Source organism: Brevibacillus borstelensis (genome assembly GCF_003710865.1).
In the GTDB taxonomy this organism is placed as follows: Bacteria; Bacillota; Bacilli; order Brevibacillales; family Brevibacillaceae; genus Brevibacillus; species Brevibacillus borstelensis.
Genome location: NZ_RHHO01000038.1, coordinates 126,278 through 150,725, shown reverse-complemented (window position 1 = coordinate 150,725; position 24,448 = coordinate 126,278). Strand labels below are relative to the sequence as shown.

The 24,448-nt window shown below is 53.4% G+C and carries 24 protein-coding genes; 8 read left to right on the top strand and 16 right to left on the bottom strand.

Annotated features, from left to right (window positions below; genetic code table 11):
• Window positions 1-4: 4 nt before the first annotated feature.
• Window positions 5-1,162 (bottom strand): DUF445 domain-containing protein, encoded by a 1,158-nt coding sequence (locus EDM54_RS19200; RefSeq protein WP_003388011.1) that lies wholly within the window; start codon window positions 1,160-1,162, stop codon window positions 5-7.
• 93 nt (window positions 1,163-1,255) lie between these two features.
• Here EDM54_RS19200 and EDM54_RS19195 point away from each other — a divergent pair, with 93 nt between their 5' ends.
• The 6 genes from EDM54_RS19195 (at window position 1,256) to EDM54_RS19170 (ending at window position 7,872) form a co-directional block, all read left to right on the top strand.
• Window positions 1,256-2,671 carry a YheC/YheD family endospore coat-associated protein gene (locus tag EDM54_RS19195; RefSeq protein WP_122958642.1) on the top strand — a complete coding sequence of 472 codons (1,416 nt, stop codon included), beginning with the start codon at window positions 1,256-1,258 and terminating at the stop codon, window positions 2,669-2,671.
• Between the two features lie 4 nt (window positions 2,672-2,675).
• On the top strand, window positions 2,676-3,755 hold the full coding sequence (locus tag EDM54_RS19190) for a YheC/YheD family endospore coat-associated protein (RefSeq protein ID WP_039071185.1): 1,080 nt from the start codon (window positions 2,676-2,678) through the stop codon (window positions 3,753-3,755).
• Window positions 3,756-3,770: 15 nt separating this feature from the next.
• A complete protein-coding gene (locus tag EDM54_RS19185; protein ID WP_024983170.1) occupies window positions 3,771-5,144 on the top strand; it encodes a YheC/YheD family endospore coat-associated protein in 1,374 nt (457 codons plus the stop codon).
• A 38-nt stretch (window positions 5,145-5,182) separates the two neighbouring features.
• Window positions 5,183-6,496, top strand: coding sequence for a YheC/YheD family endospore coat-associated protein (locus EDM54_RS19180; RefSeq protein WP_003388015.1), 1,314 nt, complete (start codon window positions 5,183-5,185; stop codon window positions 6,494-6,496).
• Window positions 6,497-6,502: 6 nt separating this feature from the next.
• Window positions 6,503-6,973 carry a GNAT family N-acetyltransferase gene (locus tag EDM54_RS19175; RefSeq protein ID WP_003388016.1) on the top strand — a complete coding sequence of 157 codons (471 nt, stop codon included), beginning with the start codon at window positions 6,503-6,505 and terminating at the stop codon, window positions 6,971-6,973.
• A 170-nt stretch (window positions 6,974-7,143) separates the two neighbouring features.
• Entirely contained in the window at window positions 7,144-7,872 is a 729-nt protein-coding gene (locus EDM54_RS19170; RefSeq protein ID WP_122958641.1) for a hypothetical protein, read from the top strand.
• A gap of 72 nt (window positions 7,873-7,944) precedes the next feature.
• On the opposite strand, the gene EDM54_RS19165 is transcribed toward EDM54_RS19170, so the two are convergent.
• From EDM54_RS19165 to EDM54_RS19150, 4 genes are all read right to left on the bottom strand, one after another.
• Window positions 7,945-8,493 carry a hypothetical protein gene (locus tag EDM54_RS19165; protein ID WP_024983168.1) on the bottom strand — a complete coding sequence of 183 codons (549 nt, stop codon included), beginning with the start codon at window positions 8,491-8,493 and terminating at the stop codon, window positions 7,945-7,947.
• 132 nt (window positions 8,494-8,625) lie between these two features.
• Window positions 8,626-9,174, bottom strand: a complete 549-nt coding sequence (locus EDM54_RS19160; protein ID WP_024983167.1) for a peroxiredoxin — start codon at window positions 9,172-9,174, stop codon at window positions 8,626-8,628.
• Between the two features lie 42 nt (window positions 9,175-9,216).
• Window positions 9,217-9,462 carry a glutaredoxin family protein gene (locus EDM54_RS19155; protein ID WP_003388021.1) on the bottom strand — a complete coding sequence of 82 codons (246 nt, stop codon included), beginning with the start codon at window positions 9,460-9,462 and terminating at the stop codon, window positions 9,217-9,219.
• A 25-nt stretch (window positions 9,463-9,487) separates the two neighbouring features.
• A complete protein-coding gene (locus tag EDM54_RS19150; RefSeq protein ID WP_003388022.1) occupies window positions 9,488-10,411 on the bottom strand; it encodes an NAD(P)/FAD-dependent oxidoreductase in 924 nt (307 codons plus the stop codon).
• Between the two features lie 289 nt (window positions 10,412-10,700).
• Here EDM54_RS19150 and EDM54_RS19145 point away from each other — a divergent pair, with 289 nt between their 5' ends.
• Window positions 10,701-11,651, top strand: a complete 951-nt coding sequence (locus EDM54_RS19145) for a cation diffusion facilitator family transporter (RefSeq protein WP_122958640.1) — start codon at window positions 10,701-10,703, stop codon at window positions 11,649-11,651.
• 198 nt (window positions 11,652-11,849) lie between these two features.
• Here EDM54_RS19145 and EDM54_RS19140 read toward each other — a convergent pair whose 3' ends face one another.
• Window positions 11,850-12,266, bottom strand: coding sequence for a VOC family protein (locus tag EDM54_RS19140; RefSeq protein WP_122958639.1), 417 nt, complete (start codon window positions 12,264-12,266; stop codon window positions 11,850-11,852).
• Window positions 12,267-12,589: 323 nt separating this feature from the next.
• Here EDM54_RS19140 and nhaC point away from each other — a divergent pair, with 323 nt between their 5' ends.
• Window positions 12,590-13,936, top strand: coding sequence for a Na+/H+ antiporter NhaC (gene nhaC / locus EDM54_RS19135; protein ID WP_031932227.1), 1,347 nt, complete (start codon window positions 12,590-12,592; stop codon window positions 13,934-13,936).
• Between the two features lies 1 nt (window position 13,937).
• Here the strand turns inward: nhaC and EDM54_RS19130 are convergent, their stop codons facing one another.
• The 10 genes from EDM54_RS19130 to EDM54_RS19085 all read right to left on the bottom strand — a co-directional run bounded on the left by EDM54_RS19130 (window position 13,938) and on the right by EDM54_RS19085 (window position 24,373).
• Window positions 13,938-15,152 carry a sensor domain-containing diguanylate cyclase gene (locus EDM54_RS19130; protein ID WP_003388026.1) on the bottom strand — a complete coding sequence of 405 codons (1,215 nt, stop codon included), beginning with the start codon at window positions 15,150-15,152 and terminating at the stop codon, window positions 13,938-13,940.
• Between the two features lie 63 nt (window positions 15,153-15,215).
• Entirely contained in the window at window positions 15,216-15,548 is a 333-nt protein-coding gene (locus EDM54_RS19125) for a DUF3870 domain-containing protein (protein WP_003388027.1), read from the bottom strand.
• 332 nt (window positions 15,549-15,880) lie between these two features.
• Window positions 15,881-16,783, bottom strand: a complete 903-nt coding sequence (murQ, locus tag EDM54_RS19120) for an N-acetylmuramic acid 6-phosphate etherase (RefSeq protein WP_003388029.1) — start codon at window positions 16,781-16,783, stop codon at window positions 15,881-15,883.
• Window positions 16,776-17,762, bottom strand: coding sequence for an N-acetylglucosamine kinase (locus EDM54_RS19115; protein WP_024983163.1), 987 nt, complete (start codon window positions 17,760-17,762; stop codon window positions 16,776-16,778). Before EDM54_RS19115 ends, murQ begins: the two co-directional genes overlap by 8 nt.
• Window positions 17,749-18,573, bottom strand: a complete 825-nt coding sequence (locus EDM54_RS19110) for a carbohydrate ABC transporter permease (RefSeq protein WP_122958638.1) — start codon at window positions 18,571-18,573, stop codon at window positions 17,749-17,751. The genes EDM54_RS19115 and EDM54_RS19110 overlap by 14 nt, the downstream gene beginning before the upstream one ends.
• A 95-nt stretch (window positions 18,574-18,668) precedes the next feature.
• Complete coding sequence (locus tag EDM54_RS19105) at window positions 18,669-19,616, bottom strand: carbohydrate ABC transporter permease (protein WP_024983162.1); 948 nt, start codon at window positions 19,614-19,616, stop codon at window positions 18,669-18,671.
• Window positions 19,617-19,691: 75 nt separating this feature from the next.
• On the bottom strand, window positions 19,692-21,014 hold the full coding sequence (locus tag EDM54_RS19100; RefSeq protein WP_122958637.1) for an ABC transporter substrate-binding protein: 1,323 nt from the start codon (window positions 21,012-21,014) through the stop codon (window positions 19,692-19,694).
• Between the two features lie 38 nt (window positions 21,015-21,052).
• Window positions 21,053-22,099: a serine hydrolase domain-containing protein gene (locus tag EDM54_RS19095; RefSeq protein ID WP_031932223.1), complete on the bottom strand. Its 1,047-nt coding sequence runs from the start codon at window positions 22,097-22,099 to the stop codon at window positions 21,053-21,055.
• Between the two features lie 17 nt (window positions 22,100-22,116).
• A complete protein-coding gene (locus tag EDM54_RS19090; protein ID WP_024983159.1) occupies window positions 22,117-22,968 on the bottom strand; it encodes a MurR/RpiR family transcriptional regulator in 852 nt (283 codons plus the stop codon).
• 145 nt (window positions 22,969-23,113) lie between these two features.
• Window positions 23,114-24,373, bottom strand: coding sequence for an outer membrane protein assembly factor BamB family protein (locus tag EDM54_RS19085; RefSeq protein WP_024983158.1), 1,260 nt, complete (start codon window positions 24,371-24,373; stop codon window positions 23,114-23,116).
• Between the last annotated feature and the right edge of the window lie 75 nt (window positions 24,374-24,448).

Here is a 24,448-nt window from a genome sequence, read left to right as displayed (position 1 = left end):
AAAACTACCCAAACAAAAGGGATAACAGGCCCTGCACAAGCCCGATCATGCCTCCGAGGATGAATCCGAGTACCGTAATCATGCGAAATTCCCGTCCCGAAATGCCGACAACCATCTCTTCAATCCTCTCGATCGGGAAACCTTCCACCTGCCGTGTTACGATCTCGCGGATCGGAAGCCTGTCAAACAGCTTTTCCACGTTTTTCTCAAGCGTCTCTACCAGCCAGCCGGATACCTTGGGGATCAGCACTGTAGTGACTGTCCCGCGGAGCGGGGCCAACAACTCAGACAGAGGCTTGTCTGCCCAGCGGAGCACTTGCTCCTCCAATTTGTAGAAGGCTGCATCCGACCATGACTGGATTTGCTCGCTCCCGATCCAATTCTCCACATCTCCGACTGTCTTGTCCAGCAGCTTGTCGGCTTCTACGCGCAGGACCTCATATATTTTCCGGGCCAGGGCCGGATTGGTCAAAAGCTCGTCCAGCGCAGGCAGAAGCTTTCCGATGATCTTTTCATCTCCGAGGAACATATTGACCAGACCGCCGAACATCCCCCCGCCACCGCCGACGAGTCCGCGAATCATCTGCTGCAGCGTTTGCAGGCCCTCCGGGGAATGCAGATAGGCGCGTGACTTTTCCAGAAAGAGGCGGCTCACTTCCTCCAAAGCCGTTTCCAGCTTGGCCATCCCCGCTTCGGGAATCATCTGGCGCAGCGGTTTTTCCCGATATTCGGCAAGCCGGGATTGAAGCCACTTCTCCCAGGCCTGTTTTACCGGCAGGCGAATATGCTCGCTGATACGCCCATTTTCATCGATTGCTTGCGGATACAAAGTCTGTGTCCACTGGTGTAGGGTGCGGCTGTCCTCCATCCATCCCCGGGCCGCTTTCTCCAGCCACAAGCTCAGATTTTGCTCCATTTCTGCTTGGGCGAGAGCCCTTTTCACACCCTCCTTGGTCAACAGATGCTCTTGGACCAATCGTCCCATCTGAACCGCGATCTCATCCCGTCTGCGCGGGATCAGCCCAGGCGTAAAAGGCACTTGCCACCTGCCGATTCGCCATGGGCGATGGGGGCGAAACAGCATGCGAATAGCCAGTTCATTCGTAATGCCGCCGATGGCGGAGCCCACGATTACGTTTATTGCCAGCATCCAAACGTTCATCTACATTAACAACCTCTCTTTTCCGCATGGAACCAAAGTAAGTGCCTGCTCATAAAATAGACCAACTTCATGCCTGATGGGAAGGGGATTGCCATGTCGTATGTTCCAGTCATTTTGCAATCGTACGAACCCAAAACAGACACCGACCTGTACCTGCCCCAGGCGCACATGCGCAAATGGAATCTCACACCGTCTTCGGTCACCGTTCAATTTGGCAGCAAAACTGCCAGGGCCAAAGTGAGCGGCCTGCAGCAAGCCCGAAATTCCCTGATCCGTCCGTCTCTTGCCCAGATGCTTCATCTGCCCAAGGGAGTTCCCCTGCTGGTACGTTATCAAGCGAGCCAGCAGCGTCTTGTTTTTGGACCCTATCTGGGCATACTCGTATCCGCGTACAATCCCCAGTACTCTTTATCCCCTTTTGGCGGACTCACCCCGTTCTTCAATGAGGTGGCCGACAGTTGCCGCAAACGCGGGGGAATCGTTTGCATCTTCCGGATGCAAGACGTCAATTGGAATACCGGGATTGTAAGGGGTATGGTACGGCAAAATGGGCAATGGAGGCAAGTGATTCTGCCGCTTCCGCAGTGCATCTACAACCGCGTGGTATCTCGCCGGCGAGAGCGCAGCGAAGCGATGAGCGACTGGATGCAGCGGTGCAAGGAAGCAAATATCCCGTTTTTTAATGAACAGTTTCTGAATAAGTGGCACGTGCATACCGCTCTGGAAAACGAGCCGGGTGCTTCCGAGCATCTGCCCCGCACCATCCTCTATCAAAGCAAACAAGACTTGGAAAGCATGCTCCAGTCCCACAAGACGGTATATGCCAAACCGGTAAACGGAAGCATGGGGCGGGGAATTGTACGCATTCGCCGTACAGGTGGCGGCTATCAGCTAAGCCGCTCCGGCGGCGGCTCCAGACAGTTTGGAAGCATCAGCGACCTGCACCGTCATCTGTATCAGCAAACCAAAGGCAAGAAATATTTGCTTCAGCAAGGGCTTTCCCTCATCGGCATCCAGCAGCGTCCAACCGATTTTCGAGTGCTGGTGCAAAAGGACCGGCAGGGTGCTTGGGGAATCACTTCGATGGTCGCCAGGCTGGGACAGAACCGGGTCGTATCCAACGTATCCCGCGGCGGCTCCATGGCTGCACCCGCCTATGCTCTTCGGATATGCGGTCCCTGGATGACAAGTGCGCGCCCGACCGTCCAAACGTTGCGCAGCGTTGCACTCAAGCTGTCACAGCTGCTGGAACAATCGCTCAGTGGCCATTACGCGGAGCTTGGGATCGATCTGGGAGTAGATGTCCGCGGACACGTCTGGCTGCTCGAAGTGAACAGCAAGCCTTCCAAGACGACAAACTCCCTCCCGATGCAAGGCGGAGAAGACGGAACGTCCAGACGGGTGCGACCATCCGTATTGCGGATGCTTGACTACTCCTCCTACCTGAGCGGCTTCCCGCGGTCAGGGAAAAGCAAATCAGAAGCACGCAAGAAATCAAGACGAGGGTGACCTTATGTTGGCAAACCAAAAAAGCCTGGGCATCATTACGATTTGCCGCGGCTCTTCCTTTGTCGAAAAAGGGTATTACAAAAAATTGACCTTGATCGGTCGCAAAGCCGGTATCCGCGTGTTCGTCTTTTCTCCGCGCCAGGTGGATTTTTCCACACGCACGGTGACAGGGTTTGAATATCGCGACGGCAGCTGGCGGAGCGGAACCTTTCCGTTGCCCGCCTATATCTATGACCGCTGCTTTGTTGGTCCTTCCTACCGCCACTATAAACCATTCGTAGAGAAGTTGCAAAACGATCCATCCATCACGTTTTTGGGGCATGGGCTGTCGGGAAAATGGCAGGTGCATCAGATGCTGATAAAATCGCCTCTGCTTGCAAAATGGCTTCCGCCTACGAGCCTCTTTTCCTTCCCCAAGCTCCAGCAGACACTCAAGCGGCACGGCTCTGCCATCATCAAGCCGATTGCCGGCACACATGGAATCGGTGTGGTGCGGATCGATCAGACCGGAGACAGCTACCATCTCACTGGCCGCAATCTGGAAAATCAGCCTTTCTCCAAAACGATTCGCACCCAGAATGGGTTAAACACCTATTTGGCCGGATTTATCGGCGGACGGACGTTTCTCGTACAGCCCTATCTCTCCCTGCATACACCAGACGGCACGCCGTTTGATGTCCGCGTGCTGGTACAGAAAAATGGAAACGGCGAATGGGAAACGACCGGAAAAGCCGTACGGCTGGGAAACAAGCAAAGCATCACGTCCAATTTACACGGCGGAGGAAAGGCGGCCCCGCTGCCGATCTTTCTCGCCAAGCACTTTTCCGAGAAGACCAGAAGCAAAATTGAGATGCAGCTCGATCAGTTAGTAGCAGAACTGCCTCCCTTTTTGGAGCTTGAACACGGCCGACTTGTCGAGCTTGGGATTGACGTCGGCATCGATACGTCAGGGAATATCTGGATCATCGAGGTGAACAGCAGGCCGGGGCGTACGGTTTTCCGAATGATTGATGATCCCAAGGCAAGGCTTCATTCCATTACTCAACCGGTCCGCTACGCCCGTTATCTTATGAAACATGCGTAGGAGGTAAATATAAGCATGGAATCGATCAGAGTGCGGCTCCGCTTCCTGTCTTATCCCCATTTATCCGGCATTATCCTGCCGTCTGCACTTGTTACGAAGCTGCAGCTTCGTCCACGGCAAAAAATCAGGATTTCTCTGGGGAAACGGGAAGTGGTGGCTACCATTTTTCAAGACCGTCGTAATCAAGAAGGCAATGTCGTCAAAGTAACCAGCATGCTGAAAACAAATTTGGGCATCCCGCACGGTGGTCTGATTCAGTTGAAGAAGGAAGGAGAAACCCTGCGGATTGGTCCCGCAATCGGCATCGTCACCACTGGCCTCAAACAAAACGCCCGCCAACCGATTGGCCAGCGCACATCATTTTTCCAAAAACTGCTCCAGGCCCAGGAAGGAAAAGGCGTCTTCTACTTCATCTTTGCGCCAAATGAAGTCGACTGGGAGACCAATCGCGTGAATGCCTGGTTTTTGCGGCCGAGCAAGCAAGGCGGATACATCTGGAAAAAGATGAATACTGCTCTACCAGATGTGGTTTACGACCGGATACCGTCTCGGTCAGCCGAGCGCCATGAAGCAGTTCAGGAATTCAAGCTGAAGCTGGCCAATTATTCAACGCCGATGTTCAATCAAGGATTTTTCAACAAATGGGGAGTCCACCAGCTCCTCTATCCCAACCCGGAAGTAAACGAATTTATACCCGAAACGTACCCTTCCCCGTCTTTAGCCACTGTCCGCTCGCTGCTGCGCAAGTACCCGATCGTCTATCTCAAGCCGAAAAACGGCAGCTTGGGCTACGGCATCGTCAAGATCGTTCACTCTCCCGGCAAAGGATATGACGTGTCCTATCACAACGGGGGAGGAAATGTGAAACGGCGCTTCACAACCCTGTCCGCACTGTACCAGCATGTCTTCCGTACGCGCCGAGCCAGCGCCTACCTGGCCCAACAGGGAATATCGCTGCTGACATTCCACGGCCGTCCCTTTGACTTCCGGGTCCATCTCCACAAAAATCTGCAAAATGAGTGGGTCGTATCCTGCATGGCCGCAAAGGTGGCCGGTTCAGGCAGTGTGACGACGCATGTCCGTACAGGCGGCACGGTAATCCCCGGAGACGAGTTGCTGAACTACTTGTTCGGCAAGCAGAAAGGCCTGATGAAAGAACGCGTCTCGCAAGCAGCGATCCGGTTGGCGACTGCCATCGAACAGGCAAAAGGGATGGACCTCGGCGAGCTGGGTCTGGATATGGGCATTGATACGCACGGACATGTTTGGATGTTCGAGGCCAACTCCAAGCCTGGACGCTCCATCTTTAAGCATGCCCGGCTCAAACAAGCGGACATTGAGTCGAGAAACCTGCTGGTCGACTACAGCTGCTACCTCGCCAACTTTTGACAGACGACCAAACCACCGTACAGGAAGGAGGAACACCCATGCCTCAACTGCGCTCCGGGTGGTTGACCATCTTCCCCGGCGGCCGTTGGTTTTTGCAGTTACCGCGTCAAAATCTTCATATCCTGCGCGGACGCAAACAGCTGTACTCCAGACTGGGAGCGTTTGATACGCCCAAACGCGTGTACCTCGGCCTTCCCAAACGGCAGCCAGGCCGCATTCGCACCCGCATCAACTGGAGAACAGTGAATGACACCCTGAAGCTGGGCCCGTTGATCGGGATTTTGACAGTGGGAAACGGTCAACATTTTTTTGGCAATCGACAAAACTTTAAAGACATTGCTCTCTCCGGCAAAAAGCTCGGTGCTCTCGTGTATGTCTTCACTCCGCAAAGCATCAACTGGGACAAAAAAAGCGTCCGCGGCTTCCTCTACGACGAACAACAAGATCACTGGCTGGAGGCAGACCTTCCCTTTCCCCATGTGGTGTATAACCGCATTCCTTCACGCAAAGCGGAAAAACGCTCGGATGTGCAGGCGACATTGAACCAGATCGACAGCTTGCAAAATGTGACGTTGTTCAACCGCTGCTTTTTCGATAAGCAAAAACTGTTTCAAACGCTGAGCAATTATACCGAAGTAACCCCTTTTCTTCCGGAGACAAAGAAGTTTGATTCTCTCCAACGCTTCCGTCTGTTTTGCAACCAGCATCGGTTCGTATATCTAAAGCCGGTACTGGGGAAAGCAGGAGAGGGAATCATGCGGGTGGAGCACAAACGAGACCACTGGCTCGTACAGCGGCTCAAGGAGCAAAAAGCCGTTACACGCCAGTTTTCTACTCTCGAAGGTGTTTGGAAGCATGTAAAAGGGCACACACGCGGCAAGCATTACATCATGCAGCAGGGAATCCATCGGGCGCATTACTTGAGAAAGCCATTTGACGTCCGCGTTCTGGTCCAAAAAAACGGCAAAGGGGAATGGGGAGTGACTGGCATCGGCATTCGCCGGGCAGGTATCCAGAGCATAACGACCCACGTCCCGCGCGGCGGCTCGATCCACTCTCTGGGAACCGTCCTGCGAGCGATCTTCAAGGAGGATGCCGGCAAGATTGAAGGCAAAATAAAGGAGACGGCCTTGACCATTGCCTCCGCTTTGAATCATGCGATTGAGGGACTTGCAGAAATGTCGATGGATATGGGGCTGACAAAGGAAGGGCAGCTTTGGTTGTTCGAAGCAAATGCAAAGCCGGAAAAATTTGACGAACCAACGATCCGACGGACCTCGCTCTCCAATCTGATCCACTACTCGCAATACGTCTCCCGGCTCCAGAACAATCGGGAGCTTGCTTCGGGGTAGCACACAATGAAAATCATCAAGGTGTCCCCCATTGCCTTGACATCAATCAAAGCTACCCTGCTCCGCTTTGTCAGGCTGGAGGGTGAACGCCGGATTACGGCAGAGGCGCGCGACTGGCTGGCAGAGCTGACTCCGGAAAAACTGAAAAGACAGGAAGCCGTCTTGCTTGCAGCTGTCGAAGGAAAGCGTCTGGTCGGCTTGTTCGCCGTCTCCAAGTGCGGGCTCGCCCACTCGTTCCTTGTCGTCGACAGGCGGAGACGAGGGCACGGAATCGGCAAGGCGATGGCTTCCCGGATGTGCAGGCTGCTGCCCAAGCTTTATGTCAGGATCGCGATCGACAACGAACCGAGCCTTGCTTTATTCCGCAGTCTCGGATTTGCGCCGGCAAAAGCATGTATCGGCCCTACCGGCAAGCCTACTCTATGGCTCGCATACGGCCAATGGACTCCCGAGGATTTGCAGGTGTCTGCGGGGTAGTGCCCTTCTGCCCTTACTCTCCCAAGCTGACCGCTTTGACCGGTACCTTGGGAGAGTTTTTTTGTTATGCAGATATTTTCACAAACAGCACAAATCCGAATTCTCTTTTAACAGGGGGGGATGAATCAGCTACTAAACATTGGAAAATATAGTTAATGGAGGTGGTCAAAATGACCTTTCAAAATTACTTGCCGATCCAACAAGCTCCTTTTTCCAGCTCTGCCAACGCCGTTTTTCAACCCGGATTTGCCGGTACGAATGCACAAGAGGTCCGCTACTTGAATAACGGTGGACAAATTCCGGCAGCATCTACATACGGAGCTCCTGTGCAAGGCGGTTTTGGCGGGGTACAAGCTGTTTTCCAACCTGGCTTCGCCGGCACGAACGCCCAAGAGGTACGTCAACAGAACCAAGTCGGATTCGCTTCCTTTGGTCCTGGCGCAGGCTATCAGCAAGCCGCATTTGGCTATCCGCAAGCCCAGGCTGGCTATCAGCAGCAATTCGCCGGATCGGCACAATCAATCTTCTCTCCTGGTTTTGCCGGTACGAATGTACAAGAAGTGCAGGCCCGGAATAACACCTCCTTTGGCGGAGGCTTCAACAATGCCTATACAGGCTTTGCCGGACCCGCAGCAGGCAATGTCGGCAGCATCTTCTCTCCCGGCTTCGCTGGTACGAACGTTCAGGAAGTACGCCATCTGAATCAGCCAGGCTACTCGTCGTTCGGTGCAGGCTTTGGCTTCCAGGCGCAGCCGCAGCAATCGTTTGCAGCGCCGTTTGGCGGCAGTGTACAAGCTGTGTTCCAGCCAGGCTTCGCAGGCACGAACGTGCAAGAAGTACGCGCTCTCAATGCAGGCCAGCAAGCCCCCTATGCCGGTTATAATTTCGCTGGCTTCTAAATGAAACTACGCTTATAGCGAGCAAGACCGTCTGGATGCGAAGTCCGACGGTCTTGTTTTTGCGCTTTACGTCTACTCGCTTTCGGCACGTACTGCCGCAATCGCTTCGTACAGGGCATGCAAGCTCTCCAGGCTTTGATTGTCCACTGTAAAAAGGATCTCTCCAAACTGGTACAAATCCCGTTCTGCTCCCGGCAGTCGCCGATTTTTGGGATCGCCTTCCCATTGGGCATCTACGCATTTTTCCGGCTGCTCAAGGTAATGGCGGACGTTGACATGGGTTTCCAGCACGCCCCGAAACTGCTCCATGATCCGGGCGTGTCGTTCATCGTTTTTCGCCAGACGGTAGAGCGCCATTTCGATCTGCAGCCAGCACGTTACATAGAAGTGAAACTCCAAAAACAGCGTCGTCAACGCCCCGTTAACCGCCTGCTGCCGCTGTTGCCGTTCATCCTCCTTTGCGCCTGTCCACTCTGCCAGCGCCCGCTTCACATCCGCTTTCTTCTCCTGGATCAGATCGTAGTGGTTCACAGCTCCCCGGTAAAATTTGCGGACGATGTTGTAGAGCATCTCCGGTGTGCGCGGCGGCAACCCCTGGTACCGGTTTTGTACATCTCGCATAAGCAGCTCGCCTCTTCTCTTCCTTATTCTCGCTGACGGCTTTTCTTTCTCTCATTGTACCCTACCAGCTAAAAAGAGCAAAAGCCCGCTGATGGCGGTCAGCGGGCAGGGGTTTGCTACTATGGGTACTGCTTACAGGGTTTTCATGCCTGGCTTCCAGTTTGCCGGGCAAAGGCCACCAGCCTGCAGCGCCTGCAGGATGCGGAGCGTTTCGTCAACGCTGCGGCCGACGTTCATGTCGGTAACAACCTGATAGCGGAGAATGCCTTCCGGATCGATGATAAACAGTCCGCGGTGAGCGGCACCGGTCTCTTCATCCAGAACGCCGTAAGCTTCCGCAGTCTTTTTGGTGATGTCGCTGGCAAGCGGAAAGTTGACTTCTCCGATGCCTTGTTGGTCGCGAGGGGTGCGAATCCATGCGCGGTGAGTGTGCACGCTGTCTACCGATACACCCAGTACTTCGCAATCCAGATCCTCAAATTCCGCGATGCTGTCGCTGAAGGAAGTCACTTCTGTCGGGCATACAAAGGTAAAGTCAAACGGCCAGAAGAACAGGATCAGCCACTTCCCTTTGTAATCCGCCAGAGTCGCGCGCTCCTCCAGCGTCTCCAGATTTTTTGTGGTCACCATATTAAAATCAGGTGCTTTTTTTCCTACTTGCAGTTGTACGCGATCGCTCATTGATGTCCAGCTCCTCTCATTTTTACAGATGTCTGTTCCTGATTATTCGGCAGCTTCTAGCGCAGCCAGCGCTTTCTTGATCCGATTCGGGTTGAAGCCGAGAATCTGCTTTTCGCCGATCAGTGTCAACGGAACAGACATCATTCCGAGACGGGCCAGCTCTTCGCGGTAGGCTTCATTCTCGTCAATATTGCGTTCATCATAGGAAATGTTTTGTTCTTCCAGATACGTTTTCAGCTGCTTGCAAAAACCGCAGTTTGTGCTGGAATATACGATTGCTTGTGCCATGTTCACTCTCTCCTTGCCGAGGGTTTTATTTGTATTGGGGAACGATCTTGCTCCGTTTGTTGATATACCTGTCGACAGCCATGGCCGCGATCGCTCCGTCAGCGGCTGCCACCACTGCTTGCTTGACAGGCGTTTTGCGAACTTCGCCCGCGCCGAATACTCCCGGCACAGAGGACTGCATAAATTCATCCAGGATCATGAAGCCTTCATCATCAAGCGGTACCTGATCTTCGAGAAAATCCGTTCCGGGCTTGCTTCCCGAGAGGAAAATAAACACTCCGTCCACCGAGACGAGCTCTTCCCTGCCATCTGCGTGGCGTATTTGAACACCTTCGACAGACTGCTCTCCGACAATTTCCACGGGACGAGTGCGGAACAAAAATTCCGTTTTGGGCAGCTCGGGTACTTCGTCTACCCCTTGGAGCTCTGCCCGAGGTACGATAAAGACAATCTTGTCTGCAAACTTGGTCAGTGCATGCGCCTCTTCCAGTGCTTCCTCAGAATCCCCGATCACCGCAACACTTTTTCCTTGGTAAAAAGCTCCGTCGCACGTAGCGCAGGTACTGATGCCTCGGCCCAGCAGCTTCTCTTCGCCCGGGAGCATGCGGTTGCGCCCCTTCGAGCCGGTTGCCACAATCACGGCCTTAGCCTCGAATGTGCCGTCTGCGGTGTAGATGCTTTTGACTTCATCCTCCACATCCACAGCGGTAATCGTTGTTTGCAGGAATGTCGCACCGAAGCTCTCCGCCTGCCTGCGCATAATATCCAGCAGCTCTTTTCCCGTCATCTCGCCTTCCGCCCCTGGGTAGTTGGCGATTTTATGTGTCAGCGCCAAGGCCCCCGTATTGGGTGCTTTGTCGATCACCAGTGTCTTTAAGTTGCCGCGCGCCGTATAAATCGCTGCAGATGCTCCTGCTGGTCCACCGCCGATGATGATTACATCGTACATGCACGCATTCACCTCACGATCCATATTTTATAATGATTATTAACTAGTAACAGTTATCATTTTACCCAATACAATATAAAAGTCAATATCTTTTTGTAATTATTTTAAATAAAGGGCAAATTGCTCTTGCTTCTTTCCAAAAGATGCATTACTTTTTAAAGGAGGAAACTGTTCAAAAATCACCCAAAATGAAAATCCAGGTAACGAACGCTGCCACTAGATGGCAGCTTTCGCGCTTTACAGGGGATGAAACTGTTTCTCACTTCATATATGAAAGGAAGACATGCCGATGAAAAACATGGATTATCACCATCTCGATCACGTCAAAGACCAGCAGACATCCAAAAAGACACTGTGGATTACGCTGTTCATTACCCTGTTCTTCACCATCGTTGAAATCGTTGGCGGACTGCTTTCCAACTCGCTCGCGCTCCTGTCGGACTCCGCACATATGATCTCGGACGTCCTGGCGCTCGGACTGAGCATGACAGCCATCTACATGGCCTCGCGGAAACCGAACAGCCGCTATACCTTTGGATACCTGCGTTTTGAAATCATCGCATCCTTTCTCAACGGAGTGGCGCTCGCCGTCATCGCGGTCGGAATCTTCATCGAGGGGATCAAACGGATGATCACTCCGCAGGACGTGGATCTCAAGCTGATGCTGACGATCGCCTCCATCGGCTTGGTCGTCAACATCATCCTGACCGTCGTCTTGAGCCGCAGTTCGAAAGAAGAGGAAAATTTGAACATCCAGAGCGCCCTGTGGCACTTCATTGGAGATTTGCTCAGCTCGGTCGGGGTTATCCTGTCCGCCGTCATCATTTACTTTACCGGCTTCACCATTTTTGACCCGTTGATCAGCATGGTAATCGGCGCGATCATCTTTACCGGCGGAGCCAAGATCATCCGGGCATCGTACCTGATTATTATGGAATCCGTTCCGGAAAAGTTTGACCTCGAAGAAATCCGCCAGGACATAGCGGCGGTGGAGGGTGTCGAGGACGTGCACGAAATGCATCTTTGGGCAATTTCGACTGACCATTATTCGATTACCGCCCACGTGTTTGTCCGCGAAGATATTCAGCCGTTCTGCGTTATCCTGGCAGTGAATGAGACTTTGAAGAACAAGTACGGCATCAATCACTCCACGATCCAGGTGGAGCATGCGCAATTCCACGATCACGGAGAGTACGGGAAGATGTTTCTGCAGCAGCGGGAGGAGCAGTTTTCTTCCTGATCCGATTGCTTTGCGTCCTGGCTGGCAGCCATTGTCAATAATAAAAGCCGCTTTTCCGGGATTCCGGGAAAGCGGCTTTTTGTGCGAGTCGGCACCTGTTCATATTTGCGTGTGGAGATGGCCCGCCAAGCTGCCGGCGATAGCGTGCTCGTGCTTCTTCGCTTCTTTGCTTTTTTGCTTTTTTAGCTTATTCGCTTCTTAAACGGCTTCGCCGCCGCTTTGATCCATATACATGACTTCCCACAGATGGCCGTCCATATCCTGAAAGCTCCAGCCGTACATAAAGCCGTGGTCAAAGCGGTCATTTGAAGCTTTTCCGCCTGCTTCCAGCGCTTTGTTCACAATCTCATTGACCTGCTCCCTGCTCTGGGCCGATAACGCCATAATCACTTCCGTCGTTTTTGTTGCATCGGACAGCTCTTTTTTGGTAAATGTCTGGAAGAAGCTCTCGACCAGCAGCATGACAAAGGTGTTGTCATTGATAATCATGCAGGTAGCATTCTCATCTGTGTACTGGGGATTGAATTCGAATCCGATTTTCGAAAAAAAGTCGATGGATTTGTTCAGATCCTTTACTGGAAGATTCACAAACGTCATTTTCGCTTGAAGTCCCACGATCAATCACCTCTACGTTATTTTTTGCGGTTGGTTTGGCAAGATAGGCCTATTCTAGCATGTGCCTTTTGGCTTCATTTCTTATGAATTGCTATGTTTGCAATCTGCAGACAAATTCGTTTCCTTTATTCGAGACTTTCTGCCAATTAGACGAATATACTGTTTACATAATTATTTTGCGATTGCGAAAACTGCCGAACGCATTGACGTATTCAACCATTCAAGCTAAAGTACCCCTATCGCTTGAACGCGAAAAAGCGAAAAAGCACAAAAGCATAGCCGCACAAAAGCGGCGGTGCAGACGAGTAGGAGTCGTTATTGCCATGAACAAATCGATCACCTTTGGGCAGAGCCTCTCTGTTTTGCTTGTTGTCTTTGCCATATTGTTTCCCGCCCTGTTTTTCGGAAAAGCAGAGCCTCATATGCCATTATTGACCGCTCTCGTAGCATCCGCGGTTTTTATCCGCCTTTTCGGAGTGACGTGGGAGGAGATGGAGGAGGGCATTATCAAAGGCGTTCAGTCAGCTGTCGCCCCCCTGCTCATCCTGTCTCTCATCGGCATCCTGATCGGTGTTTGGATGATGAGCGGGACGGTGCCGACCATTTTGTATTACGGGATTTCTTTGATTTCGCCGGAGTATTTTACGATCAGCGCTCTGTTTTTGACCATTCTCGTCTCAACAGCCACAGGAAGCTCCTTTACGACTGTCAGTACGGTCGGGGTAGCGTTGATGGGGGTAGCCACTGCACTGGGGATGGACCCGCTTGTTACGGCTGGTGCCGTCATTTCAGGGGCCTGTTTCGGGGACAAAATGTCTCCGTTGTCCGACACGACGAATTTTTCTGCGGCTGTAGCCGGTGTTCCCCTGATGTCGCACGTCCGTTTCATGACCCGAACGACGGTACCTGCGATTGTCTTGACGGCTGTCTTTTTTGCCTTTCAGGGCCAGCCTGACGCCGTCAATCTGTCCAACATCGCGCTTATCCAGGCGGAGCTGGAGAAGCACTTCTCGCTGTCGGTCTTTACACTGCTGCCCGCTGTGGTCGTGATCGGGTGCTCCCTCTGGCGCAAACCGATCCTGCCCACGCTGATCGCGGGTATCGCCAGCGGAATTGTTACCGCAGCCATATTCCAGGGAGAACACTCGCCGCTTGCGTGGCTTTCCGTGATGCAGAACGGATTCCACGGCGAGTTTTCAAATGAAATCGTCGGCTCGATCGTGAACCGCGGCGGGCTGTTGTCGATGACGTGGTCGCTGTCGTTGATTCTGATCGCCCTTTCGCTAGGCGGTCTGTTGCAGCGAAGCGGAGTCTTTCATGCCCTCTTTGGTTCCTTGCTCAAGCGAATCAGGCACGAGGGCGGCATCATTACCATGGCAGGCTCGTCCTCCATACTCGTGAACGGGTTGACTGGCGAGCAATACCTTTCCATCCTGCTGCCGGGGCAGATGTTTCGTGATTCCTTCGAATCCAGAGGCATTTCTCGCGTAAGGCTCTCCCGCACGCTGGAGGATTGCGGTACGCTGATCAATCCCCTGATCCCATGGGGCGTAAGCGGTGCATTTTTCACTTCCACCCTGCATGTGGCAACACTGGATTATTTGCCGTACGCCCTGTTCCTCTGGCTGTCGCCGCTCTTTACCTTTTTGTTTGCCTGGATCAGGAGATAAGTTATCCCGCTCCGTAAACGGTCGCACAGTTTTTCCCTCTTTTCTTGGAGCGGTACAGCGCCTCATCCGCGGCCCGTTTCAATCCGTCCGCGCTGTCGGCATGATCGGGATAAAGCGCGATCCCGGCACTCACTGTTGCCGGGATGAGCCGCCCTTGATAAACCAGCGGGTGTTTGTACAGGTATTCACGGATGGCGAGCACCTTGTCCATCATTTCGCGCAGGGTTGCATCGGGAGAGAGAAGCATGAATTCGTCGCCGGCGTATCGGTAGACGCTCTCCCCTGCTCCCGCGTTCACTTTCAGCGCCTCGGCGATACAGCGGATCAACTCGTCTCCTACGTGATGACCGTATTGGTCGTTCACTGCTTTCAAATGGTCCGAATCCAGCATGATCAGTGCTACGGATGACTGCCCCTCTTCCAGAAGCTTCTCCAGATCGCGGTGAAAAGCCCGATAATTCAGGATTCCGGTCAAATCATCCCGAAAGGACATCTGGTACATCCGATCGTACAGCCTCGCTGTCTCGACCGCGCTGGCTACTTGAGAGCCGATGATTTTCAGCAGTTCCTCGTGCTCTTTTTTGTAGGCAAACTCCCGATACGATTGCGCGGAAATGACGCCTTTCATCTGATTCCCCAGCATCAAGGGGACAAAAATGCACGTATTTGTGTCGCTTTCGGGATTGCCCCAACGAACGGCAGAGGCGCCCACTGTTTCATCCCGGGAGGTTCGGAGATGTACGGTTTCACGAGTCGCAATCACTTTGGAAATAATCCCTTCCCCGTAAGGAAGCGTGATCGGACCGTAATTGACTCCTGAATCGATACTGATCGGGATTTGAATTTCACTGTCGCCTTCTTCGTAAAGCGCGATAAAAAAGGCATCCGTCCTCATTACACGGGAAACCAGCTCAAAGGCCTTCGTGAGTATCTCTTCCTCATCGTAGGTTCTGGAAAACGTGTGGCTGAGGTCATGCAGTATTTTCAAATGCTCGGATAGCCAGGACAAATGTGCCACTTTTTCATTTAGTTTGACTATTTTGTCCAGAATCTGCTCGTGCTGCTCCAGTTCGGAAACACCCAATATCCCTCCCAGTTCCCGAGAGATTGCGAATATTTCTTCCCGGTCAACAGACTCGATATGGTTTAGCCATTGGTTGTACCGATCGAGCAATCGCTTTACGGACTCTTCCCTTGACCACGTATTCTCTACCATGCACTACCCCCTCGTACACTCGGGCAATCCAATCAATTTTCATTGCAATCTAGGAATTCGGAATCAGGACTGCCTTTTTGTCTCCAGAAAGCGTTCGACCGCAGCCCTTATCGCCTGCAATACAGCCCCTTGTCCCGGCGCCAGAAAACGCTCCTGAACGACCTGGGTGATCTCCGTCATCCCGCCTGCAACCGACCTGCCGCGAAGCAGGCCGGCTAAAAAATCGCTGGTCTTATCCATCACAAAGGTAAAGCTGGCGTCACAAATGACTTCCTTCTCTACATCGATGATGAGCACGCAGCCAACTACTGAAGATACTTCATACAGAGTCGTTCCTTTTGGAATTTGAGCAAACCCAGCCGTAAGTACAGTTTTTGCTTGAGACCAGTCGGTCATCTGCCTCTGCCTCCCTTTTACTTCCGTGTCCAGGAGTGTTCCCGCCTGTTCGATGCATCTATTTGTCGTGTTCCTTCCCCCGTGGGACGAGAAAACGGCTACCCCGGTTGTTGGAAATAGCCTATCGCCTTTTCTTCTACTAAGTACAACCAATATTACCCTATTCCCTCTGTTCTTACCATCCCTAATGCAGTTTGCGTTGCGAAATCTTCTCCCAAGTCGCAACTTGCACATGCGCTGGCAGTTCAGCTTCGTTTACAGTGAACGAAAAAAAGAGGCACCGATATCGATGCCTCAAACGCATAGCCTGTATTTCACTCATAATTATCTCTCTACCTTTTTTCCATGGCCAACCGCAGCTTTCCGCCAGCCTGGTTCAATCGCTCCCGTGCTTCTTCTGCCGAAAGTCCGGTCTGCTTCATCACGATCGCTACCCGGGCGTCTCCGCCTGCGAGCGTGATATGCCGCTCCGCCTCCTCGTAGCTGGCCCCCGTCACCTCCATGACGATGTGCTTGGCCCGCTCCCTGAGCTTCTGGTTGGTCGCCTGGACATTTACCATCAGATTGCCGTAAACCTTGCCGAGGTGAACCATGCTGGCTGTCGTCAGCATATTCAGCACCATTTTTGTGGCCGTGCCTGCCTTTAACCGCGTTGAGCCGGTCACCACCTCGGGTCCGACCACGATGTTGATCGAGACGTCGACTCCCTGGCTGATGTCGGGGGTAGGATTGCAGGACAGCGAGATCGTCACAGCCTGTCTCGCTTTGGCTGCCTCCAGTGCTCCGATGACATAAGGTGTCCTTCCGCTGGCGGCTATGCCCACCACTACATCACCCGCGCGGACACCGCTGCGCATCACGTCTTCTTTTCCGAGTTCTGCCGAATCCTCCGCTCCCTCGATCGCCTCCACCAGCGCATCAACCCCTCCGGCGATCACGCCCCGGACAAGCTGCGGATCTGTGCCGAACGTCGGCGGGCATTCGGAAGCATCGAGGACTCCCAACCGTCCGCTCGTACCGGCGCCAAAATAGAAGAGTCGCCCTCCGTCCTCCAGCGCACGCGAAATCAAATCGACTGCCCTGGCCACCTGGGGCAAAACCTGCTCGACGGCATGCGCTACTTTTTTGTCCTCTTCGTTCATCAGTGTCACAATCTCCAGGCTGGTCATCTGGTCCAACGCTTCACTAGCTGCATTTCGCATTTCCGTAGTCAATTCATGCAAGTTTTCACCCATGGGCGTCCTCCTCTGCTCCTTCTGTTTGCTTCCCTGCAAGTCTTTTTTTCATCTGCTCATCGATTGGCAGCCCGGCCCGCAGCAAAGCTGCAGCCAGGCATCCCGATACGGGAGTTGCCTGCGGAATGATTACATCAAAGCGGGCCATTTCCAAAAGTCGTCTTCTCAGCATCGTATCTGACTCCAGCAGCCCGCCTGCCAGAACGACAGGCATGCTGCTGGAAGTCCGCGTCCGGCATGTCTCGACCAGCTCCAAAAGCGAGCGGGCAGCCTGGTTGATGCAACGAATCGCTGCTTCGTCGCCGCATGCAGCCGCCTTCTCAGCCAGGACGCTCGCTTCAGCCAGGTCCTTGCGGGGGTTTGGCGAGCCGTACAAGCGGGCGATCAATTGATCGGGCCGGTCGATTCCAAAGTGGCGATTCAAAAGCTCGCTCAAAAGCGTCGGAGCCCCGCGGCCGTCGAGTGCCCGCAATACAGCAATGACCGCCTGTCTGCCCAGATCATAGCCGCTGCCTTCATCCCCCAAAAGATACCCCCAACCGCCGACCCGATGGCGCTCTCCCGCAGGTGTCAGCGCGTAGGCGATCGAACCGGTACCGGCAATCAACACGATACCCGGCCCGCCCCACGTACCGGAATAGAGGGCACCTGCAGCGTCATTGTCGATGTGGAGACGTCCTCCCCACGACGGTCCGAATGCGCTCTCAATCCAGCCTTTTACCTCTGGCCGGTCAGCACCCGCTATGCCGAGGAAGATCCCCTCCACGTCATCCGCCGTACCGCCAGCCTGTACGATCAGTTCGTCTATGAGCTGACGCAAGGTGTTTTCGACCTGCGGCCAGGGCCGGGAAAGCGGGTTCGCACCTTCTCCGACGGCAAAACCGACAATCTCTCCCGTTTCATCACAGATCGCAGCCTTGGTTTTGCTGCCACCTCCATCCATTCCGATAAATAAACGTCGCGCCTTATTTAACTGCACCAGCCGTCAACCCTTCCATAAATTGCCTGGATGCTATCAAAAATACCGCGATCATCGGCAAGGCAGAGAGGGTCAAGCCTGCGAACAGCAGACTCCAGTCCGTCTCGTACTCGCCGAACAGCACCATCATCCCCACCGGAATCGTTTTCAGCGCTTCATCCTGAATAAAGATCAGCGGAAAAAAGAAGTCGTTCCAGGCATGAATAAAGTTAATGATTACGACCGTCCCCAAAGCGGGGCGGATGAGCGGCAGCAGGACTCGCCAAAATACCTGAAAGTGATTGCAGCCGTCGATCCTCGCCGCTTCCTCCAGCTCCACAGGCAGCGTCCGAAAAAAGCCTGTCAAGATAAACACGGAGATCGGGATGCCGCTGGCCGTATAGATCAAAATCAGCGACCAGAGCGAATTGAGCAGCCCCAGCTTTTTCATCAGCAAAAAGAGCGGGACGATCCCGAGCTTGATCGGAATCATCAGCCCGAGCAGAAAGAAGAAGTAGAGCAATCCCGTCCATCTGTACGAAAAACGCGCCAGATAAAAAGCTGCCATGGCGGACGTGACCGTGATCAGAAGCACGGATGTGACACTGACCACGACGCTGTTCATTAGAAAATCGGCAAAGGGCACGACCTCCCACAGCTTCCGGTACGTGTCCAGACTGAACGTCTTCGGCAATGCCAGCGGACTTGTGAAAATCTCCGCATTTGTTTTAACAGACGAGCTGACCATGAGCACGATGGGATAGAGGGCTACCAGTACGAAAAGGTAGGCAAAAAGATACTGCAGGGAACGTCTGCCGATGCCAGCTCTCATGCCGCTCTCCTCCTTTTGGGCGGCATATCTGCTACATGCCGCTTTGAATCACGCCGCTTTTTTGTAGTCGAAGGCCTGCTTCCTGGTTGTCTGGATCAGTGCTGGATTTCACGCTTACGCATCACCCTGAGCGAGAAAGCCGATACGGAGGCTACGATGAAAAACAGCACGACGGCAAGTGCAGAGCCGAGTCCGATGGAAACATCCCCTGCTCCTCCCGAACCGCTGAAGGCGAGCCGATAAAAGTAGACCGCGAGCGTATCGGTAGAGTGGAACGGCTCTCCCATCGAGCCTTGCATCGCATATACCAGCTCAAAAGCTTCAAACGCCTGAATAAACGTGAAAATGGTCATGATCGTGATCGACGGCATCATCAGCGGCAAAATGATGCGTCCCAGCATAGTGATCCCCTTGGCTCCATCCAGCCTCGCCGCCTCGATCAGCTCCTCCGGGATGGATTGCAGGCCCGCGAGGAAGATCAGAACGGCAAAGCCGATCCCGAACCAGCAATTGACCAATATAATCGCAAGCAGTGCTGTATCCGGGTCCCCCAGCCATGGCTTGGCCCACTCCTCCAGCCCCAGCTTTGCCAGGAACGTATTGAGCGCCCCGTAGTTCGGATTCAGGATCAATTTCCACAAAAACCCAACCACAATGACGGAAAGCAGCCGCGGCATGAAGTACGCAATCTTGAGAAAGCCCGCTCCGCGAATTTTGCGATAAATCAGAAAGGCGAGGATAAACGCAATTCCGTTCTGGACGACCATCTCGACGAGAAAATAGATGACGTTGTGTCCAAAGGCATTCCAGAACAGTTTGTTAAACGGCTCCACCTGAAACAGCGTCAGGAAATTTTGCAGGCCGACAAACGCTCCCCGGGCTATCCCTTTCCACTCGTACATGCTGTAGGTAAAGGCAGAAAGGATCGGATAGACAACGAACAGTGTATACAAAATGAAAGCAGGGAGAGGGAACAGATGCAGCAGCCAGCGCGCCTTCGATTTCCTTTTTGGCTGTACATGCTCCCGCTCGGGTACGCCCATGACGACCACCCCTTGTATGTCGGCGGCAAAGGGCTGAGTGACCAGCCCCTCTACCGGCCGAATCCATTCTCTTTGTTATTTTTTGAATGTGGGGAACCAGCTCGCCGCCGATTTCTGCACCTCTTGGCTCACCTGCTCCGGTGTCAATTTGTTCAAGTACATGCCTTGCAGCGCGTTTTCAAGCGTTTGCTTGGTCGTCGGATTGCCTTCTGCAAAGTGGACCACCATCAGGTAAGGGGTCGAGCTGCTGGCTGACAGCTCCGCCATTTTGTTGACGAGCGGATCGCTTGTCGTTACACCGGGGATGGCACTGATGCGTTTGAATTCGTTGGCAAACAGCTCACCGAACTTCTTGCTGGCCATAAACTCGAGAAACTTGAGCGCTTCCGCTTTATGCTTGGACTTTGCGTTGACCGCGTAAGAACCGTCTACCCACGTCGTCAAAACGGTTTTTCCGTCATCCGTCGGCATCGGGAAGAAATCGAGCGGCAGATCGGGATTCATTTTCTGCAATCCTTCCAGCTCAAAGCTTCCGTTAATGAACATAGCGGCTTTCTCCGTGAAGAACATCGTCCGGGTGTCATTCAAATCAAGTCCAACAAAATTTTCCGGGAAATAAGGAACCAGCTCTTGCATGCGCTGAATGGATTTGACGAATTCAGGGCTGGTAAAGTCAGCTTCTCCATTCAGGATTTTACCTACGAAAGCATTGCCATTGTACGTTCCGGGAGCGATGACGCCGTGGCTGAGCGAGAGCAGCCAGCCTTCCTTGGCTCCGAAGGCAAATGGCACCACACCTTTGTCTTTCAGCGTCTTGGCCGTATTGATCAGTTCGTCCCAGGACTTCGGTTCACTCAAACCGTTCTGTTCAAACAGTTTCTTGTTGTAATAAATTTGTGTCGAGTTGAGTGAGAGGGGAACGCCGTACACTTTTCCATCTTTGCCGGTAGAAGCTGCAAGTACGTCCTTCGAGAAATTCTCGATGCCTGGCAGTTGATCCAGCGGCTCCAGATGCCCTGCTTCGGCAAGAGAAATTCCGGGAGCGTACGGGCGAAGCTGCAAAATGTCAGGGCCGCTGTCGCTCTGCAGAGCAGTGTTGAGTATGGTGTTGTACTCCGTTGCCTTGAACGGCTTGAAGTCAATCTTGATGCCGGGATTCTCTGCTTCGAAAGCCTGAATGATTTTTTTGTAGCCCTCAGCGTCCTCCACGCGCCAGCTGTGCATGGATAACGTCACTTGCTCAGCCCCGCCGCCAGCGCTGCTGCCTGGATTGCCGGTCTGCCCCCCGCTCTGTCCATCTCCGGCAGGCGAACTATTCGTCCCTCCGCTGCATCCGGCGAGCACCAGCATAGCAGTCAGCATAGCGGAAACAAATGCGCGAGATCGGTACCTCCTCATCCTCTTTCATCCCCCTTTTTTCCACTGCTTTGGCTTTATTAGGTCAGGCTCTTTTTGAGTTGAGCCGTGACTGCGTCATGCAGAACAGGACGAAGCTTGCGCAGGCTGTGGTCCCGTCCCAAATGAACCGCATTGGTCAAAAAGACGACTGCCAGCTCCTGTTCCGGATCGATCCAGAGACTCGTTCCGGTAAATCCCGTATGCCCGTAGCTGGAGGGAGAAAAGCCGGAGCCGCAACTGTTGCCGCCCTCATGACCGTTTATCTCCCAGCCGTACCCGCGGTTTCCTCCCTTGCCTTCCGTGTGGTTGCGGATCGCTTGGCTTCGGATTTCCCCGGAGATTAGCGGCGGTGCGCCGGTCATCCACATCTGTGCATAGCGGCAAAGGTCATCCGCCGTCGCGAACAGGCCGGCGTGGCCTGCTACCCCGCCCATGACAAAGGCTTTTTCGTCATGAACCTCACCGGAAATGTACCGGTTTGTCAGACGGCAAAACTCCGTAGACGCAATATTCGGAAAAAAATTGGCATACGGACGGAAACAAGTCTGTCTCATCTGGAGCGGCGTCCATACCCTTTTCTCGAGAAACTGGTCAAAAGGCTCATGGGTGATCTTCTCGATCAACAGCCCCAGCCAGATCATGCCAATGTCGCTGTAGACGACGCACTCTCCCGGGGCGTGTGCCAACGGAATTTCATAGAGCAAGTCCGGCAACGCGATAGAGCCGTCACGCCTGCGCTCCGCAAGGTCTGCGGGCAATCCGGACGTATGCGTCAACAACTGGGCGATCGTAATTTCCCGCTTTTCTTCCGGGCAATCAGGGAAGTATCGGGAAAGCGGATCGTTTTCGTGAAGCAATCCTTCCTGCAGCAAAAGCAGTACGGCAGGTAGCGTCGCCGTCACCTTGGTAAGGGACGCCAAATCGAACAAGGTATCCGCTGAAACAGGCCGCCCCTGCGGGGTACAGCTTGTTTTGCCGACATCGGCGGCATAGATTACTCGTCCTTTTCGCATAATGCGCAAGGCAGCGCCCGGCACTAGTCCTTCCTCCACCCACGTCCGCAGCAATTGTCCAACCGCTTCCATCCTCTGCTCCCCTTTTCTCACGACCGCTTGGTACGGCTGACAGCCAACCGGGTCTTTTCCAGTAGTGGAATCACTTCTTCCTGCTGTCTGCTGACGAGGGTAATAAACAAAATATCAATCACATTCAGCTGCGCAATGCGGGACGCCATGGCCCCGCTGCGGATGCTTTTCTCCACGGAGCTGGTGAACAGCCGGATATCGGCCAGCTCCGCGACCGGCGAGGGACCGAATTTTGTCAGCGTAATAATCGTCGCGCCCTGCTGCCTGGCCTCCGTGAGCGATTGGATGATGTCCTCTGTTTGTCCCGAATAGGAAATGCCGAAGGCCACGTCCCTCTCGGACAGTGTGACTGCCGAGGTCAGCTGCGCGTGAAAATCGGAGTATGCTTCGCACCACAGATTGATGCGGGAAAACTTTTGCCGAATATCAGCGGCGATGACGGCAGATGCGCCGACTCCGTACACGTCAATCTTGCGGGCTTTCGCCAGCGCATCGACGGCCCTGGCAACCTCTTCTCCCGACAGAACGGAAAGCGTATCCTGAATCGACTGGATATTGTTCCAACTGACCGCCTGCATGATCGACTCTACCGAGCCTTCCATCATGATTTCCTTATAGCTGCCCGTCGCCGTCTGTTTATTCAGATCACCGGCGATGCGCAGCTTCAACTCCTGGTAGCCCTTCATGTTCAGAGAACGTGCCAGCCGGATAATCGTCGCCTCCGAAACACCGCTCAACTCCGCAAGCTTTTGTACCGAAAGCTTGACCACCTCTTCCGGATGGGCGAGAATAAAATCCGCCACTTTCCGTTCGGATGGCTTCAAGTCCTCCAAAATGGCCTGCAAACTGACAAGACCTCCATGTAGCATCCTCACACCGACCTTTTACCAAATCTTACCTACATTGTATGAAATTTTATTTCCATCGTCAATTAGTCGATAATAAATAATATTACAGCACCGAACAAAAAATGTCCCTCTTTATCAAACGCAGAGGGACATTTTTTTCGCTATGCTAGTTTCTTTTTTGTTGGATCGAAATGATCCCCATGCCATCCGCAGTCATGAGCACCGCTCCGTTTTTCCCGGGCCAGACTTTGCTGAAAACAAACTCCGGATCGTTTCGCACCAGAATAAACCTCTCCTTGCCATCCTTGTCGAGTCCGTACAAGTTTCCGCCGTAATCGGCAAAGTAGAGATTTCCCTCTGCATCCGAAAATCGTTCCCAACTGACGAACCCTGTCTCTCCCTCAGGTGTGTGATAGCTCCACAACACCTTTCCCGTCCGGTCTATTTTTCCTATGGTGTTATTGCTGAGGGGAATGTAGTAACCGCCCGTTCCATCATTCGGGATGCCCAGCTTGGACAGGATGTCATGATCTACGGGTGCCTCAGCGATATCCTTGCCGTCGGCAGCGTTAAAGAAGTGAAGTCCTTTTTCCCCCAGTACGTAAACGATACCATCGGACGAATAGTACTGGTCTCCCCAGTCGAGCCCTTCTCTTTTCCACCTGATCTTGCCAGCTTCGTCCAACCCGATAAACGTTCGCCCGTCCAACCCGACGACCAGCGTGCGCTTGGACTCAACCCAGTCGATACTGTGCACGCTTGGGAACAGTGCTCCCTCCTGCAATGGGACTGTACTCAGAATTTCTTTGTTGCTCCAGCGTACGTTTCCTTCCTTGTCCACTGCCGTGACGCCTTGATCGGTGAGCAAAAAGAACGTGCCGTTACTGGCCACATCGAAATCCCGGTAGCTGCGGCTGAGCATATATGGAAACTCGATCGCCCGAAGCTCTTTTCCTGTTTTATCCACTACAATCACATAGCCGGGCGCTTCCCATTCGTACTCCAGCGTGTTGTCCCAGATGACGTACAGCAGTCCGTCACGCCCCATCTCCAGATAATGGGCCCAGTACATCCACAGATCGCTTTTGCCCAGCAGCTTTCCTTCTTGATCGAGACGATAGAGAAAACCGTCCGCCCCGGTCACATACATGATCCCTTGTTCGTCGGTAACCACGTTGGAGAGATATTCGTTTTCCAGCGAGTTTTGCCACTTTACTTCGTACTTGTCCCCACCCTTGAGAATTAGCGCCTTGCTTTCTCCATTTTGCGAGACGATAACGGAGGTCTTCACCTCGGGCAAAGAGACCGTTTCCGCAGTTTGCGGCTGCCCTGCTTGAGTCTGGCCGTGTGCAGCAGTCGGCAGAATCAAGGCGAGTGCAAGCGCGAGCAGTGCGACTTTTGTCTTTGCCCCTGTCCTTATGTTCATCAACGCAGCCCCCAATGCCAAAAATTTCCGTTCCCTACTCCATCTTACTTTCCTCCCGGTTTGCCTTATTCCTGC